Origin of the sequence: Microbacterium halimionae, from assembly GCF_011761265.1 — a bacterium.
In the GTDB taxonomy this organism is placed as follows: domain Bacteria; phylum Actinomycetota; class Actinomycetes; order Actinomycetales; family Microbacteriaceae; genus Microbacterium; species Microbacterium halimionae.
In genome coordinates this window covers 441,840-457,842 of sequence record NZ_JAAOZB010000002.1, presented here as the reverse complement: position 1 = coordinate 457,842, position 16,003 = coordinate 441,840, and the positions used below count along the sequence as shown (strand labels likewise).

The following is a 16,003-nucleotide window of genomic DNA, read 5'->3' as shown; positions in this document are numbered from 1 at the left end:
TTCTGAACTATCACGGCGCTTAGCCGACTGACCGAAGTGCCTCAGCCGGACTGAGGCGGGATGCGCGCCAGCCACCAAAGGCTCCCGCGACGAGGCCACCCACGATCGAGAGTCCGATCGCAATGAGGATCATGGTGATCGAGATGGGAGCGCTGAGGACGACATCCGCTGAACTTGCTGCAGCATCCATTCCCGGCATTCCGCCGCCACCCATTCCGCCCATGCCACCGGTATCGGTGGTTGATGATGTCGAGATGGTGGGCCCGATGATGTTGATCGCAAGAATTCCAGCGAGACCGATGGCAAGACCCGCTACGCCACCCACGAGGCCCTGGACAACCGATTCACCGGCCACCTGGCCGACAACCCGACGATTCGACCAACCGATGGCCTTCAGCGTTCCGAACTCCCGTGTGCGACGCGAGACTCCCGAGATCGTGAAGAGCACGGCAAGGGCTACCGCAACGATCAGGAGGATCACTGAGAGCCACGTTCCGAGGTTGGTGATGAGCGATGAAGCGCTCGACAGCGAGCTCGACACGGTCGAGGCCAAGTCAGATTGCGAACTGACAGTGGCATCGGGCAGCGCCGACTCGATCTCGCTCTGCACGGTGCTGATGCTGTCGGAAGAATCTGCTTGCACGTAGATGGTTGAGACGACATCTTCAACGCCGGCCAAGCTCTGCGCGACGTCGATCGAGATGTAGACGTTGGCCGCAGTGTCGGCCTCATCCGAAGTCGACGTCACGAGCCCAATGATCTCCATGTCGCTGCCGCCGACGTCAATAGTGTCGCCGACAGCGAGTTCGTTCGTCGTGGCATACGTCGAGTCCAAGAGCGCGACGTTCTCGCCGGCATCCGACTCGCTGAGTAGGCGCCCATCTGACACCTCGACTGCCGAGAGCGGTCCGACCTCGGTGTCGGCAGATTCGATGCCGAGAACCGTGAACGAGTCGACGTTGAAGGCGCTCCCGCCGTCACCGCCGGGTCCACCCATTCCGCCTTCGGTAGCATCGCCAGGAGCGCCACCCGCCGTGCCGCTGTCGCTCTGCGACATGTCGGGAATCTCACCATCGAAGGTGATGTTGGTGAGGCTGAGTGCGCCTGACGCCCCCAACACCCCGTCGAGCTCGCTTACGGTGGTTACCGCTGTGGCATCCAATGTGCCACGCTGCATGTCAGTCGACAGACGCGACTGGCTGAGAGTTGTAGTTCCGTCTGATGTTTCACCATCATCGCCACCGAACTCGAACTGCCCACGGTCTCCCGCCTCCCCCGGTTCAGCCTGCGCACCGCTCACTGTGAGGTCGGTGCCGACACCGTATACAGACTGCAGAGCGACGGCCTGCGCGTCGCTGACTCCTGCCGACAGTGAATTCACGATGATAACGAGCGCAATCGCTATCGCGAGTCCCGACGCCACGATGGCTGTTTGTTTCTTGCGACCAGCTAACTCACGCCGCAGATATGTCCAGTACATTCGTCTCCTCTCGGCCGCAAGGTCCGGCCATCTGACTCGAAGTTAGGAGGCGCGCCGATGCGCCACGCTTGAAGGACTTAAGGGAGAGCTATGTACCGAGCGGAGATGGTCTAGAAAAACTCACAGGCTGCGCATAGCATCATCCATAGGAATCACATAGAACGACCCACACAATCGGAGTATGACCACGATCGCACCCACCCACTCCCTCCGCCGGGCCGACGGTAGCGCGCCCCGCGTGCTTGTTGTCGACGATGAGCAGATGCTCACCGACCTCCTCGCCATGGCTTTGCGCATGGAGGGGTGGGATGTGCGAACAGCGGGTTCGGGTTTTCAAGCTCTGCAGACAGCTCGCGAATTCCATCCCGATGCCATGGTGCTCGACATCATGATGCCCGACCTCGACGGCATGGCCGTCTTGCAGCGGCTGCGCCAGTCCGGCGACGACGTCCCGGTGCTTTTTTTGACAGCTAAGGATGCTGTGGGTGACCGCGTCGCAGGTCTGACCGCCGGCGGTGATGACTACGTAACGAAGCCCTTCAGTCTTGAAGAGGTGGTTGCGCGCCTGCGCGGCCTCATGCGTCGCGCCGGAACTGCTGAGGCGAGCGACGCGGAGCCAATATTGCATGTCGGCGATCTGAGCCTGAATGAAGACAGCCACGAAGTGGAACGAGCCGGAACTGAAATCGAACTGACAGCTACCGAGTTCGAGTTGCTGCGCTACCTTATGCGCAACCAGCGACGAGTCGTCTCGAAGGCGCAGATCCTTGATCGAGTCTGGAATTATGACTTCGGTGGACGCTCCAGCGTTGTCGAGCTTTATATTTCGTACTTGCGGAAGAAGATCGATCAGGGCCATGACCCCCTCATCCACACGGTGCGTGGTGTGGGCTACATGATCAAAACACCGCAGTGACGTCTGCGACATCACCCGGGCGGCGTCGCAGTTGGAGCCTTCAGGCGCGCCTGATGACCGCAGTTGTCGGAATCGTCTCGCTCATCTTCGTGGGGGCGGGGCTTGCTACTGGCGCCATTCTCGAGAGCATCCTGCAGGAGAACCTCAATACGCAAGTAGTCGAAGAGACCCCAGATTTGCGACGCGTGACAGCAACATCTACCGCGTCCGATGTTCTCGACACCGGGCGCCAGACGCAGGGCTACCTCATGATTTTGCAGGTGCCGGGCGGACTTACAGGGGCGTACGTCACCACTGACGCCGACGTCGCCGAGCTCACTTCGGAGCAACTAAGCGCGGTCGTCGCGGCCCTCGATGAGCCAGGTTTTGTGACAGTTGATCTGCCAGGCCTCGGGGAATACCGCCTGAATTACACGGGATCCCCCTCCGGCCTCTTTGCCGCCTACGGACTCCCCACCTCCGAGGTGACAACGACGCTCGGCACGATCCTGACGAGCGTCACTCTCGTGACAATCGGTGGCCTGATCTTGCTGGGTGTTGTCATTGTGCTCGTCATTCGCCGTAGCCTCCGGCCGCTTCGAGCTGTCGCAGAAACGGCGCAACGAGTCGCACGGATGCCACTTTCGGAGGGCTCCGTGCGCATTTCAGAACGGGTACCCGCCGAGCAGTCCGACCCCCATACCGAAATCGGCAGCGTCGGCGATGCTCTCAACACTCTTCTCGACCATGTCGACTCCTCGCTCGAAGAACGTCAGCGAAACGAAGAACGTATGCGCAGATTCGTCGCCGATGCGAGCCATGAACTGCGCACTCCCCTGGCATCAATTCGTGGCTATTCAGAACTTTCGCTTCGAGCGATCCGCCAGGGAAACGGTGCTGAACCAGTCGCCAACACCGAGACGTCTCTCGAGCGCATCCAAGCGCAGTCACTGCGAATGACAGCGCTCGTCGAAGATCTGCTGCTGCTGGCACGCCTCGAAGAGGGCCAAGACCTCGTCTACGGCGCGGTCGACCTCAGCCGCATGGCAATCGAAACTGTCGGTGACGCGCAGGCGGCCGGGACCGACCACAACTGGGAAATCGAACTCGACGATGAACCCATCATTGTCGCCGGCGATGAGCCGCGACTTCATCAGGTCGTCGTAAATCTGCTTGCGAACGCACGCACTCACACAGCGGTCGGAACCAACGTGACGCTCTCAGTGACTCGCGAGGCTGCGGAAGCAGTAATCCGAGTGCACGACGACGGGCCAGGCGTTGAGCCTTCCATCGCTAACGAACTGTTTGAGCGGTTCGCTCGAGCTGACACCTCGCGGGCACGCAGGACCGGCGGTACCGGCCTCGGGCTCTCGATCGCGAGAGCAATTGTCGATGCGCATCGAGGCACCATCTCGGTGTCATCGCTGCCGGGAGACACCACTTTCACCGTGCGCCTACCTGCGCGACCAGATGCTCCTGACGCAGCGGAACATGCTCAGTAACCGCTGAAGGCATCCGTTGTGAGCCCCCGCGCTTTCCGAAGCGCGGGGGCAAGGTCTGCGATGAGTGCCGGCGGACCGGAAGTGAATGCGTGCCGTGACGCGAGGTCAGGCACAGCGACCTCGAGGGATGCCGCATCGAGGCGCTGCCCTCCGGTCCACTGCCACGAGCGCGGAAGATCGTTGGGATCATCGGCGCTGTAAACGATGACAGGAATATTCGCGGATTCGAGCTCTTCGCGGAACGCGAGCTCTTCCCCGGTTCGCGCGACGTAGACCAGTACCACGTCGCGTTTCGGTCCTGCGAGTCGCATCTGGCGAAGCTGAGAGATGAACGGCGTGATGCCGATGCCTGCGGCGACCATCAGGACAGGTCGGGTGACATCGCGCGGCAGCACGAAGTCGCCCCACACTCCCGTCACGGCAAGCGCATCCCCCGGCCTGACCTCACCCAGAGCGCGTTTGTACGTACTCTGCGGTCCCGCACCATCCCGGTAGGCAACGCGCACCTCCGGGAGGTCAGCCGGCGCTGACACAATGCTGAACTCACGGCGTGTTCCACGAGCATCGGGGCGACGGTGAGGCACATCGAGCTCGAGATATTGGCCCGCCGTGAACGAAAGCGGCCGACGCGAACTGAAAATGAGCTCGTGTGATGTCGACGTCGGCATTCCGCGCGCGACAAGCGTGAGGTGAATCGCTTGGCGCAAGCAAAACGCGAAGGCCAGAAGGTTTCCGATCAAGAGCGCACGCTCTTGGCCGAGGGTGAACGCGCCGACGCTTATGGGCCAGCCCGCAAGAGCGCCGACGACAAGGGCGACGACGTACTGCTGCCAGCGTCGCGGCGGCATCGTGAGCGGCTCAGAAAGCATGAATGCGCCGAGAAAGAGGAAGGGCGAGGCAGTAAGAATCTGGGAAAGCTGGGTGGCGATGTCGAGGGTGAGACCAGCGTCTTGTAACTGAACTGCCACACGGACAAAAGAGACGAGCGTCGCGACGACAAAGAAAACCGCAACAACGGCCAGTTTCTCTATGCGCGAGAGTACGAGCACTCCGAGGAAGAGAGCCGGTGCGAAAAGCACCGGGGTCCCCACCCACCATGCTGCGCTCCCAAGGCCCACCTCGAATGGGAGAAAGCTTGAGACGATCGTCAGTACTGCAGCACCGGTGGCTGCGGGGTTGAAGATATGCCGGCCGCGCCACACCAGCAGATATTTCGACGCCGACGCCACGAACCCGGCAAGCGCAATGCCTAGAAGAGCAACAGGCTCTATCGTCGGTCGCAGAATGAAAAGCAGGATCAGCGCGGTAATGAGCGATGACTCAAAGCGCTGCGGCAGCCGCAAAATTCGCTGCGCCGCGGCATCGACGCCCACGCAGACGATCGCCAGCACAGCAAGGGTTGCGATCATCTCGAGCGGGCTGGGAGCAACGAGAGCAAAAAAAGAAGCCCCAAACGCGATGACGGCGAGCAAGCCGAGCGCCATCAGTACGAGCCGATACATCGAAATGCGGCCGAGAGCCGCATAAATCCGGTTCCAGGACGATACCAGTGTCGTTCTCATCGGAAAATCTCAGCTCTTCCACCGGGTGACCATTCCACCCGTCCGTCTGTCGTCATGCGTACCCAGTCAACGCCCCACGCGGCAGCAAGCTCTGGACCGCCATCGAAGAACAGGGCTGTTGCTGCGGCATCCGCGTGCATGGCATCCGGATGCACAGCCCATGTTGCCGCAATAGTACGCACCGGAATGCCTGTACGGGCATCGAGAACGTGGTGCAGTCCGTCACCCCAAGATCTCCGGTTGGTCGCCGACGCGCACAGCGCCTCATCGTGGAGTTCGTACACTCCAACGACGCGCCGGCTATCGAAGGGATGCTCGAGCCCTACACGTACCGGCGTCCCCTGCACAGCGAGGTCACCGCTCGCATCAACGATCACGGGGCCATCCACGCGGGTAACAACGTGGGCGAACACCAGATCGACGAGGCGGCCTTTTCCGATCGCCCCGATGTCGATTATGGCCCCCGGCTCCGAGACCCGCAGGTGAGTCTCGTTCCAGGCCAGAATGTCTTCCCAAACCTCTGGTGCCGGTGCGGGCCCGCTGTCAACTAACGACAAACGAGCGTCATACCCTCGCCGAGCGAGCGAGTGCCCCACCAGGGGGTTGACGGCACCAGCAGTTGCAGCGGTGAGTTCGCGGTAGACCGTCAAAATGTCATCAGCGTCCGACGGAAGAGGGATGACGCCGCCGCCGTCGGCGAGAAGTGTCACGGCTGAGTCAGCACGAAATCGTGACCAGGTGAGGTCGAATTCAGCGATCAGGTCGCTGATCTCGGAACGCTCGTCGCGGGTGAGTGGGCGTGCCGTCTCGATCTCCCACTGCGTACCGATAGCGGCGAAGCGCCACATCAACGCTTCGCCATTCGCAGTCACGCGGCTGCTTCGGACTTGATTTCTTCGATTGCCGAGTTGAATCCGGAGCTCGTGAGGGATGAGCCAGCGACTCGGCTGACCGAGATGTCGTCGATGTTTTTGCCCTCGACGACATCGGCTATCCCACCGATGAACTCGGACTGGTATTGCTGCGACTCGCGCGCTTGCGGATCGCCCGTGACCTCGACATCGGTGATCACATTGTCTGCGAGAGTCACAGTCACGCTGATCGTCTCGACGGATTCGGGCGTCTGATACGTGCCCTCCGCAGTGTATGTGCCGTCGTCGTACGTGCCACTCGACGCGTTGGACCCGGCCGCGGCGGAGCTCTCTGGCGTCGCAGCCGCCGAATCGGTCGTCGTCGATGTGTCCGTCGTCGAGCAACCTGCCAGGGCGACGAGTCCGGCAACGGACGCCAGGGCAGCGGCGACGCGAACGGGTCGGGGCGCGATGGTGGATCGGATCATGGTCGTCCTCCTGAGTAGTGAAAAACCATCGTCGTGTGTGCGGCTATGAATAAACTCCGAGCGGTCCCATGTGACATGTGGTGAGGGTTTTACGCAGCACCGTCAAACATGCTCGTCACGGAGCCGTCTTCGAAGACCTCATGAATTGCACGAGCGAGCAGCGGCGCGATGGGAAGCACCACGAGCGCGTCCCAGCGACGCTCCGGGGGCAGTGGAACTGTGTCTGTCACCACAACCTGGTCAATTGAGGAGTCCTGCAGGCGCTCAACCGCGGGATCACTGAAGATCGCGTGAGTCGCGGCGACGATGACCTTCTTTGCCCCACTCGCCTTCAGCGCTTGGGCCGCCTTAACAATCGTTCCACCGGTGTCGATCATGTCGTCGACGAGCAAGCACACGCGCCCGTCGACCTCTCCGACGATGTCGTGCACGGTGACCTGGTTGGCAACCTTCGGGTCGCGACGCTTGTGGATGATCGCGAGCGGGGCACCCAGGCTGTCTGACCAGGTGTCTGCAACACGAACGCGACCCATGTCAGGTGAGACGACAGTGAGCTGTGCACGGTCTTCGGCAGTGAGGTTCTGTTCAAAGTGTTCAAGCAGCACCGGCTTTGCGAACAGGTGGTCAACGGGACCGTCGAAGAAACCCTGAATCTGGGGCGCGTGAAGGTCAACGCTCATGATGCGGTCAGCACCGGCCGTGCGCAGAAGGTCGGCGACGAGGCGCGCACTGATGGGCTCGCGACCGCGGCCCTTTTTGTCTTGACGCGAGTAGGGATAGTACGGCGCGACGATAGTGATGCGCTTGGCGGATGCACGCTTGAGCGCATCGACCATAATCATCAGCTCCATCAACCACTCGTTGACGGGCGGGCCGAAGGACTGGATGACAAAGACATCGCACCCACGAATTGATACTTCGAAGCGGGTGTAGATTTCACCGCTTGCAAAAGTGCGGTGCTCGGTGGGTACGAGCTCAGTACCTAACCCCGTGGCAACGTCATGCGCGAGTTCAAGGTGCGACCGTCCTGACACGACAACCAGCCGCTTCTTGGTCTTCGCGACCAATCCCGGGGCGATTCCGTTTTCGCGGTCGAGGTCAACTGTCTTCTTTTTGCGTGCCATTGCCTGTTTCCTGTGCCGCACGGGACGCAGCGGCCGCGTCTGCGGCACCGGTACCCGGTCTGTTGGTCTCGACCCACCCGGTGATGTTGCGCTGGGGGGCGACGCTAAGTGCAAGAGCACCGGCGGGGACATCCTTTCGGATGACGGCACCGGCGCCTGTTTTCGCGCCGTCTCCGATCTTAACCGGCGCAACGAAGACGTTGTGCGAGCCAGTGTGTACTTCGTCGCCGATCTCGGTGCGATGCTTGGTCAAATCGTCATAGTTGGCGGTAACAGCGCCAGCTCCAAGGTTGACGTGCGCACCGATTGTCGTGTCACCGACGTACGACAGGTGCGGCACTTTGCTGCCAGCACCGATCGTCGAGTTCTTTGTCTCAACAAACGTGCCGACCTTGCCGTCTGCGTGCACAACTGTTCCCGGTCGCAGAAAGGCGAACGGACCGATGTTTACGCGCTTCCCGACGACGGCAAGCGTGGCATCAGTGCGCGTGATCTTTGCATCTTCGGCAATTTCGCAATCCCGAAGCGTCGTATCGGGGCCGATCGTCGCGCCAGCGGCAACAGTGGTCGCACCGAGAATGAACGTGTTCGGTAGCAGCGTCACGTCCGGCGCGAGCTCGGCTTTAACGTCGATCCATGTGGTCGCCGTGTCGAGAACCGTGACGCCTTCACGCTGCCACTTAGTGACGGTGCGCGCGTTGAGGGTGCGCGCGGCCTCGCTCAGCTGAACACGATCGTTGACGCCGAGCACGATTGATGCATCCGGGGCAACAGTCGCTTCCGCAGTGAGCCCGTCGGCACGCAGGAGCGAAACCATGTCGGTCAGATAGCGCTCGCCCTGGGCGTTGGCTGACCCGATCTGACCGATGCGCTTTTGAAGCTCGAGAGACCGGAATACATAGACCCCCGCGTTGATCTCATCGATAGCCGTCTCATCGCTCGTCGCATCCTTTTGTTCCACGATGCGTTCGACCGAGCCGTGCGCGCTTCGAATGATGCGGCCGTAACCGTATGGTTCATCCATCAGGGCGCTGAGGAGCGTTACCGCGGCGGTGCTGGCGCGGTGCGCCGAAACCAGCAGGGCGATCGTGTCAGCATCCAGCAGCGGCACGTCACCGCTCAACACGAGCACATCACCTTCGAAATCGCTCAATGCGTCCATCGCAAGTTGCACGGCACGGCCGGTACCCGGGACGTCATCTTGATCCACGACAGCGACATGCGGGTCAACCGTCCGGATTTCTGACTCGACGAGGTCACGTTCGTGACGAACAACAACGACCACATGCGTGGGGTTCAAGCTTCGTGCCGAATCCAAGACGTGCCCCACGAGAGAGCGGCCGCCGATCTCGTGCAACACTTTGGGCAGACGGGACTTCATGCGCGTACCCTGGCCCGCAGCGAGGATGATCACTGCGAGTGGGGTCTCAGCGCTTGGGGACATGCTCCGCCGCCAGGATTCGAACCTAGACCTAACAGCTCCAAAGGCTGTCGTGCTGCCGTTACACCACAGCGGACCGAGGCGCCCGAAGGCGCCACTACCTCCAGTCTGCCAGAATCTGAAGAAGTTGCAGCGACGACGATATGAGAGACATGACGCACGAGACCGACGAAGTCGACAGAATCGTTGGTGCCTGGGTGAGCCAACGGCCCGATCTCGACTTCTCACCGCTCGAAGTACTCTCGCGTGTCGACCGGCTCTCTCGGCACCTTGATCGAGCACGACGCGACGCATTTCGGCGTAGTGAGCTGGAACCGTGGGAGTGGGACGTGCTCTCAGCACTTCGACGTGCGGGCGAACCGTTTCAAATGAGCCCGAAGCTGTTGCTTCAGCAAACGCTGGTTTCGAGCGGAACGATGACGAACAGGATCGACCGACTGGTTGATCGAGGTCTTGTGAGACGCGAGGCAGACCCGGTAGACGGTCGAAGTATTCTCGTGATCCTCACAGGAAACGGGCGCACGCGGGTCGATGCGGCGATCACTCGACTCGTGGACGCCGAATCTGTCCTGCTCGGAGCACTTTCGCGCGGCGATCGAGACAGACTCGCTACGCTGCTTCGAAAGTTGAGCATGGGGTTCGAGTCATGAGCGAAAATTCTGATCATTCCGCCGTCGACGGCGCGCACCACAACGCTGGCGGTTTCGGCGCCTGGTTCGATAGCCGGTTTCGCAGCGCACCAGCTGTCTACGGCCTGATCGTCTTTACAGCCTTCATCACCATCGCTTCGGACCACGCCGTCGATGCGTGGGACATGCTCGACACCGCAGTTGGCACGCTGATTGTCTTTTTTATCGCGCACGTCTTCGCTCATACGCTGACGTCGCACGGGGAGCACGGGCTTTGGCGAGCAATTCGTCACGGGATCGCTCACGCCTCAGGGATGCTGTACGCCTCGATTCCCACGACACTCGTTTTGGTCATCACTGGAGTTCAAGGCGCCTCCGCAGATGACGCCTATATCTCCTCGATGTGGGTTGCCGTAGCCATGCTTGCGCTGCTGGGATACTCCGCGTATGCGAAGCGTGGCGCCCACATCATCGTGCGACTCTTCGGAGCCGCCGGAACTGCATTACTCGGACTCGTGATCATTCTTCTCGAGTACGCAATTCACTGATCTCGCTCAGCCGATCTGCTCGGTGAGCGAGAACCAGCGCTCCTCAATGGCGTCCCGTTCCGACTCGAGGCCGGAAATTCGGGCCATCTCAGCGGCAAGACCTTCGTAGTCAGATTGGTCGCGGTCGGCAAGCGCTGTTCGTGCCGCGGAGACCTGCTTGTCGATCTTCATCAATCGGCGCTCAAGAGATGACACCTCTTTTTGTGCTGCACGAGCGTCTGCACCTGAGAGCGCGGGAGTAGCAGTCGAGGTCGAAGACGAGGTCGACCCGGATGAGCCGCCCGTCGTTTGCTCGATGTGGCGAAGTCGGAGGTACTCATCAACGCCTCCGGGGAGATGACGGAGCCGCCCGCCGAGAATCGCATACTGCTGATCGGTAACGCGTTCAAGAAAGTAGCGATCGTGGGAAACGACGATCAGTGTTCCCGGCCACGAGTCGAGTAGGTCTTCCATGGCAGCGAGCATGTCGGTGTCAAGGTCGTTTGTGGGCTCATCGAGAATCAGCACGTTGGGCTGCTCAAGCAAAATGAGAAGCAGCTGAAGGCGACGCTTCTGGCCTCCTGAGAGGTCTTTCACGGGAGTAGACAGTTGCGCGGTCGAGAAGCCCATCCGCTCGAGCAACTGGCCCGGAGTGAGCTCTTGAGACTTCGAACCAGAGCCGAACGCGTACGTCGTGCGAAGACTCGCGATGACGACGCGTACCGGATCATTGAGGTGCTGTTCGAGCTCATCGAGTCGCTGAGTGAGCGTTGCGACCTGAACAGTCTTGCCTCGCTTCACGCGACCAACTGTTGGCTCGACATCACCGGAGATGAGGCCAAGGAGTGTCGACTTGCCTGCACCGTTGACGCCGAGAATTCCGGTGCGCTCCCCCGGCGCGAGTCGCCATTCCACATCACGCAGAACTTCGTGGTCACCGTACGAAACCCCGGTGTCAAGCAGATCGACGACGTCCTTTCCGAGGCGAGAAACGGCAAGCGACTGGAGCGCTACCGGGTCACGGATCTCTGGAACATCTGAGATGAGTTCGTTGGCGGCATCAATCCGAAACTTCGGCTTCGTTGTGCGCGCGGGGGCTCCTCGTCGAAGCCACGCCAGCTCTTTGCGAGCGAGATTCTGGCGGCGGGCTTCGATAGTTGCGGACTGCCGGTCACGTTCGACGCGCTGCAGGATGTAGGCGGCATACCCACCCTCGAATGGGTCGACGACCCGATCGTGGACTTCCCAGGTCACCGTGCAGACGGCATCCAGGAACCACCGGTCGTGCGTCACAACCATGAGCCCGCCACTCGAGGCGGGCCAGCGCCGGATGAGATGGTCAGCAAGCCACGTGATCGCCTCAACGTCCAGGTGGTTTGTGGGCTCGTCGAGCGCGAGGATGTCGTAATCACCCGCGAGAAGCTGAGCGAGCGCCACGCGGCGACGCTGTCCGCCGGAAAGATCTCGGAGCGACTTGCCCCAGTCAAGATCAACGAGCAGTCCCGCGATGATGTCGCGGATGCGGGCGTCTCCTGCCCACTCGTATTCTTCAAGGTCGCCAACGACCGCGTGACCTACCGTATCGTCGTCGTCGAGGGTGTCAGCTTGATCGAGCACGCCCACCCGTACGCCGCTGCGCACCGTCACTCGGCCGGCGTCGGGTTGTTTTCGACCAGCGAGCATCGCCATGAGACTTGATTTGCCATCGCCATTGCGACCGACGATTCCGATGCGATCGCCCTCGTTGACTCCCAAAGAGATGGAGTCGAAGACGACTTTGGTCGGGTATTCGAGCTGGAGGGCCTCGGCCCCGAGAAGATGCGCCATATTGATTCCAGCGTAGCGACCGGAGCTGACAAAAAACGCCGACCGGGAGCGCGTGAGCGCTTCCGGTCGGCGTTTTTTGTCGCTAGGAGGTTGCGATGAGGCCGTTGTCGGTCAACCACTGGGTAGCGATGTCAGCGGATGACATCTCGTCTACAGTGCTCTCCACGTTCAGCTGCACGAGGCCCTCAGGCGTCAGCGCGGCACTGACAGCGTTGATGACACTTGCGATTTCATCTGCCACATCGGCGTTAACGACAGGCACGACGTTCGATGCGAGGAAGAGACCCTCCGGGTCTTCAAGCGTGACGAGGTCGTCCGTCGAAATACGCGGGTCCGCCGTGTAGACGTTCGCCATGTCGACGGTGCCTGCGATCAGGTCATCGACAGTTGTGTCACCGGTCGCCGTGAAATCTACCGAAACGCCATAGACATCCTGCAGCCCGGTCGGGCCGTACGGGCGCTCTGCCAGTTCGGCAGGTCCCCCGAGAGTCAACGGCTCTGTGACGTCAGCGAGATCACCGATCGACACGAGGTTGTTCTCTTCAGCGAACGCTCCCGTCACGGTGTAGGAATCCTGGTCAGTTGCGCTCGACTGGTCAAGAACGGTCAGGTTATCGGGCAGAGCCTCCTGCAACGCCGCGTACACGTCATCAGACGTGCGTGCCTCGGTGTCTGGCTCGAAATACTGCAGCAGGTTTCCGCTGTACTCCGGGAACAGCGTGATCTCGCCGCTTTCAAGCGACGGAATATACGCGTCACGCTGACCGATGTTGAACTGGCGCTCAACCTCGAAACCACCGTTTTCCAGGGCCTGCGCGTAAATCTCAGCGATGATCTCGTTGGAGTAGTACGCCTGAGATCCGATGACGATCGTGTCGGAGCTTGCAGAACTCGAGTCGCCACTGTCAAGCGGGTCAGCCGATGAGCATCCCGCGAGCGCTAGAGCCGCAACGGCCGTCAATCCAACGACGCCTAGGGCGCCTTTCTTTCGTGTGAGTATCATTTCGATTCTCTCTTTCTTGGTGCAGTGGGTGCGGTGGGTGCGGGAACTATGAGCTGGTGGACATCGCGCGTTTGCGGACTTGCCTCGGCGGCTTGCCTGAACTTACTCGTTCAGCCGCCGAGACTCCGGCAGGAACCACCAGTCGCTGCGCGAGTGCGAAGAGCCCGTCGAGTACAAGCGCAAGCACTGCGACAAGTATCGCGCCGCCGATGAGAACGTCAAGCTGGCGAAGTTGCAGGCCGGTGATGATGTACTGGCCGAGTCCTACCGGCATGACGTAGGCGGCGATTGTGACTGTGGCCACAACTTGCAGCGTTGCTGAACGCAGACCACCCACAAGCAAGGGTAGGCCGAGCGGCACCTCGACTCGCCAAAGTATTTGCCATTCCGTCATACCTAGCGCGCGAGCAGAATCGACCGTCCGCCGATCAACAGCTTCGAACCCCGAGTATGCGCCAGCGAGGATTGAAGGAATTGCCAACACAACGAAGGTGATGATCGCGGCCTCGGGCTTTTTCACCACTCCGAGGACGAGCACCAAGAGCACGAGCAATCCGAACGACGGAATAGCGCGGGCGGCTCCCGAGACCGCAACAGCGACTTCTCGTCCACGCCCGGTGTGGCCGATGAGCCAACCGAGCGGAACCGCGATGAGCGATGCGATCACGATGGCGGCAGCCGTGTAACCCAACTGCTGACCGAGAGCGGCAGGCAGAGACACAGTGCCGGAGAAACGGTCGGGCGAAAAAATCCAGGCGAGCGCCTCAAGGAGATAGTTCATGCGGCCTTCTCCGCCACTGCAGTGCGAACAGAGCCAGAGCGAGACCGTGTGCGGTGCGCACGCACCCAGGGCATCAGAACTCGCCCAAGAATCACGAGGATCGCGTCGATGACGAGAGCGAGCACCATCACGACGACCACACCAGTGAGCACCTCAGGCACGATTCGCCGCTGCAACCCGTTTGTGAACAGGTAGCCGAGATTGATGATTCCGACGAGAATTCCGACGGTTGTAAGCGAAACCGTGCTTGCTGCCGTGACCCGGAGACCGGCCAAGATCACGGGGCCAGCAAGTGGAAATTCGATTGCCCAAAATCGGCGGAAAGGCCCAAAACCCACTGCGATAGCAGCCTGACGAACCGCTGGGTCCACGGAATCAAGCCCGTCGGCAACAGCCCGCACGAGGATGGCCAACGCGTAAATCGTGAGCGCGACGATGAGGTTGGCTTCGCTGAGTATCGGATAGCCAAGCACCGGCGGCAGAAGAAGTAGCAGAGCGATAGAGGGGATCGTGTAGAGAAGCCCGGTGATCGTGATGATCCCGCTCCGCACGATTTTGTAGCGCCACGCGACCCAACCCAACGGCACCGAGAGAACGAAGCCGATGACGAGAGCGATCACGCTTTGACGCGCATGCACGAGCGTCAGCTCTCCAATGAGACCGAGGTTGTCGAAAACCCAGCTCATCCGCTTCGGCCGTCCTCAATGAGGGCGCCCTGCGCGCGCCCTTCGCCATCAATGACGACTGTGCCTTCGTCGGTAGCTTTGAGCCGGAGAGCCCGCTTTCCTTTGTCGGCGCCGATGAAGGAGCGCACGAAATCGCTCGCTGGGTTTTCGATAATTTCGTTCGGGCTACCGACCTGCGCGACGTGTGCGCCTTTCTCGAGAATGACGACCTGGTCCCCGAGAAGAAACGCCTCGTCGATGTCGTGGGTCACAAACACGATCGTCTTAGCAACGTCTCGCTGCAAGCGCAGCAGCTCTTGCTGAAGCTCGCTTCGCACAATTGGATCAACGGCACCGAAGGGCTCATCCATCAGCAGAATGTTGGGGTCTGCGGCGAGCCCGCGCGCAACCCCCACCCGTTGCTGCTGGCCGCCCGAAAGCTGCGCTGGATAACGGTCGGCCATTGCGCGATCGAGGCCAACAGTGTCCATGAGCTCAAGGGCACGAGCTCGCGCGGCGGCGCGCTTCTGGCCGCCCAAGACGGGCACCGTCGCGATGTTGTCGGCGACGGTGAAGTGCGGCATCAAGCCCGCGTTCTGCATCACGTAACCGATCCGGCGCCGAAGGCCCACGGGGTCTCCAGATGACACATCCTCGCCATCAATCTCAATGGCGCCGGCGGATGGCTCAACCATCCGATTGATCATGCGCAGAAGCGTCGTCTTTCCACATCCGGACGAGCCGACGAAAACCGTCGTCGTGTGAGCCGGAATCTTTAGAGAGAACTCTTCAACAGCGTTTGTACCGCCCGGAAATGTCTTAGTGACAGATCGAAACTCAATCATGATGTCGCGGTCGTCAACGCTCGCGCGTCAGCTGACGACCTTCACCTGGGGCGAAAAGGCGACATATCCAGAGAAGTCAGAACCAACGCGCTCAATGGCAGACGGGAACGGAGTGAGGTAAGCCCACGCGGCGTCCACCTGCTGCACTGCGTCGCCGTCGACTACCGAGTAGTACTGGCACGCGCCCTTCCACGGGCACGTGTAGGCAGTGGGGCTCTCGGTGAGAACACCTGCGGTGATGCTCGCGGGAGGAAAGTACCAGTTGCCCTCGATACGAACGAGATCTGCTTCTTCGGCCTCAGCGAGAACCGTCGTGCCCAGTAGTGCCTGCATGTTTTCCTCCCAAAGGCGCAATCGATATATGCGCCTGGTTTTCGGCTACT

The 16,003-nt window shown here is 60.9% G+C and carries 16 protein-coding genes and 1 tRNA gene; 4 read left to right on the top strand and 13 right to left on the bottom strand.

Annotation, left to right across the window (positions count from 1 at the left end; genetic code table 11):
* Positions 1-19: 19 nt before the first annotated feature.
* A complete protein-coding gene (locus tag FHS06_RS09890) occupies positions 20-1,480 on the bottom strand; it encodes an ABC transporter permease (RefSeq protein WP_167048860.1) in 1,461 nt (486 codons plus the stop codon).
* 181 nt (positions 1,481-1,661) lie between these two features.
* Here FHS06_RS09890 and FHS06_RS09885 point away from each other — a divergent pair, with 181 nt between their 5' ends.
* Both FHS06_RS09885 and FHS06_RS09880 read left to right on the top strand, forming a co-directional pair.
* Positions 1,662-2,396 carry a response regulator transcription factor gene (locus FHS06_RS09885; protein WP_167048858.1) on the top strand — a complete coding sequence of 245 codons (735 nt, stop codon included), beginning with the start codon at positions 1,662-1,664 and terminating at the stop codon, positions 2,394-2,396.
* 53 nt (positions 2,397-2,449) lie between these two features.
* Positions 2,450-3,877, top strand: a complete 1,428-nt coding sequence (locus FHS06_RS09880; RefSeq protein ID WP_167048856.1) for a sensor histidine kinase — start codon at positions 2,450-2,452, stop codon at positions 3,875-3,877.
* Here FHS06_RS09880 and FHS06_RS09875 read toward each other — a convergent pair.
* The 6 genes from FHS06_RS09875 to FHS06_RS09850 form a co-directional block, all read right to left on the bottom strand.
* Positions 3,871-5,439, bottom strand: a complete 1,569-nt coding sequence (locus FHS06_RS09875; RefSeq protein ID WP_167048855.1) for an FAD-dependent oxidoreductase — start codon at positions 5,437-5,439, stop codon at positions 3,871-3,873. The two genes, FHS06_RS09880 and FHS06_RS09875, sit on opposite strands and share 7 nt — an antisense overlap.
* Positions 5,436-6,287, bottom strand: a complete 852-nt coding sequence (locus tag FHS06_RS09870; RefSeq protein WP_167050263.1) for an FAD:protein FMN transferase — start codon at positions 6,285-6,287, stop codon at positions 5,436-5,438. Before FHS06_RS09870 ends, FHS06_RS09875 begins: the two co-directional genes overlap by 4 nt.
* A 20-nt stretch (positions 6,288-6,307) precedes the next feature.
* Positions 6,308-6,778, bottom strand: coding sequence for an FMN-binding protein (locus FHS06_RS09865; RefSeq protein WP_167048853.1), 471 nt, complete (start codon positions 6,776-6,778; stop codon positions 6,308-6,310).
* A gap of 89 nt (positions 6,779-6,867) precedes the next feature.
* A complete protein-coding gene (locus FHS06_RS09860) occupies positions 6,868-7,902 on the bottom strand; it encodes a ribose-phosphate diphosphokinase (RefSeq protein WP_167048851.1) in 1,035 nt (344 codons plus the stop codon).
* The gene (glmU, locus tag FHS06_RS09855; protein WP_167048849.1) at positions 7,877-9,346 is read right to left on the bottom strand and encodes a bifunctional UDP-N-acetylglucosamine diphosphorylase/glucosamine-1-phosphate N-acetyltransferase GlmU; all 1,470 of its coding nucleotides are present in this window, start codon (positions 9,344-9,346) and stop codon (positions 7,877-7,879) included. Before glmU ends, FHS06_RS09860 begins: the two co-directional genes overlap by 26 nt.
* A gap of 1 nt (position 9,347) precedes the next feature.
* Positions 9,348-9,419 (bottom strand) — tRNA-Gln (locus FHS06_RS09850).
* A 76-nt stretch (positions 9,420-9,495) separates the two neighbouring features.
* On the opposite strand from FHS06_RS09850, the gene FHS06_RS09845 reads away from it, so the two are divergent.
* Together FHS06_RS09845 and FHS06_RS09840 are read left to right on the top strand one after the other, a co-directional pair.
* Positions 9,496-9,993, top strand: a complete 498-nt coding sequence (locus FHS06_RS09845) for a MarR family winged helix-turn-helix transcriptional regulator (protein WP_167048847.1) — start codon at positions 9,496-9,498, stop codon at positions 9,991-9,993.
* Positions 9,990-10,520 carry a hypothetical protein gene (locus tag FHS06_RS09840; protein WP_167048845.1) on the top strand — a complete coding sequence of 177 codons (531 nt, stop codon included), beginning with the start codon at positions 9,990-9,992 and terminating at the stop codon, positions 10,518-10,520. The genes FHS06_RS09845 and FHS06_RS09840 overlap by 4 nt, the downstream gene beginning before the upstream one ends.
* Positions 10,521-10,526: 6 nt before the next feature.
* On the opposite strand, the gene FHS06_RS09835 is transcribed toward FHS06_RS09840, so the two are convergent.
* From FHS06_RS09835 to FHS06_RS09810, 6 genes are all read right to left on the bottom strand, one after another.
* Complete coding sequence (locus FHS06_RS09835; RefSeq protein ID WP_167048843.1) at positions 10,527-12,326, bottom strand: ABC-F family ATP-binding cassette domain-containing protein; 1,800 nt, start codon at positions 12,324-12,326, stop codon at positions 10,527-10,529.
* Between the two features lie 82 nt (positions 12,327-12,408).
* Entirely contained in the window at positions 12,409-13,329 is a 921-nt protein-coding gene (locus FHS06_RS09830; protein ID WP_167048841.1) for an ABC transporter substrate-binding protein, read from the bottom strand.
* A 46-nt stretch (positions 13,330-13,375) separates the two neighbouring features.
* Positions 13,376-14,110, bottom strand: a complete 735-nt coding sequence (locus tag FHS06_RS09825; protein ID WP_167048839.1) for an ABC transporter permease — start codon at positions 14,108-14,110, stop codon at positions 13,376-13,378.
* On the bottom strand, positions 14,107-14,796 hold the full coding sequence (locus tag FHS06_RS09820; protein WP_167048837.1) for an ABC transporter permease: 690 nt from the start codon (positions 14,794-14,796) through the stop codon (positions 14,107-14,109). Before FHS06_RS09820 ends, FHS06_RS09825 begins: the two co-directional genes overlap by 4 nt.
* A complete protein-coding gene (locus FHS06_RS09815) occupies positions 14,793-15,620 on the bottom strand; it encodes an ABC transporter ATP-binding protein (RefSeq protein ID WP_167048835.1) in 828 nt (275 codons plus the stop codon). The genes FHS06_RS09820 and FHS06_RS09815 overlap by 4 nt, the downstream gene beginning before the upstream one ends.
* 27 nt (positions 15,621-15,647) lie before the next feature.
* Entirely contained in the window at positions 15,648-15,953 is a 306-nt protein-coding gene (locus FHS06_RS09810) for a DUF427 domain-containing protein (RefSeq protein ID WP_167048833.1), read from the bottom strand.
* Positions 15,954-16,003: the final 50 nt, after the last annotated feature.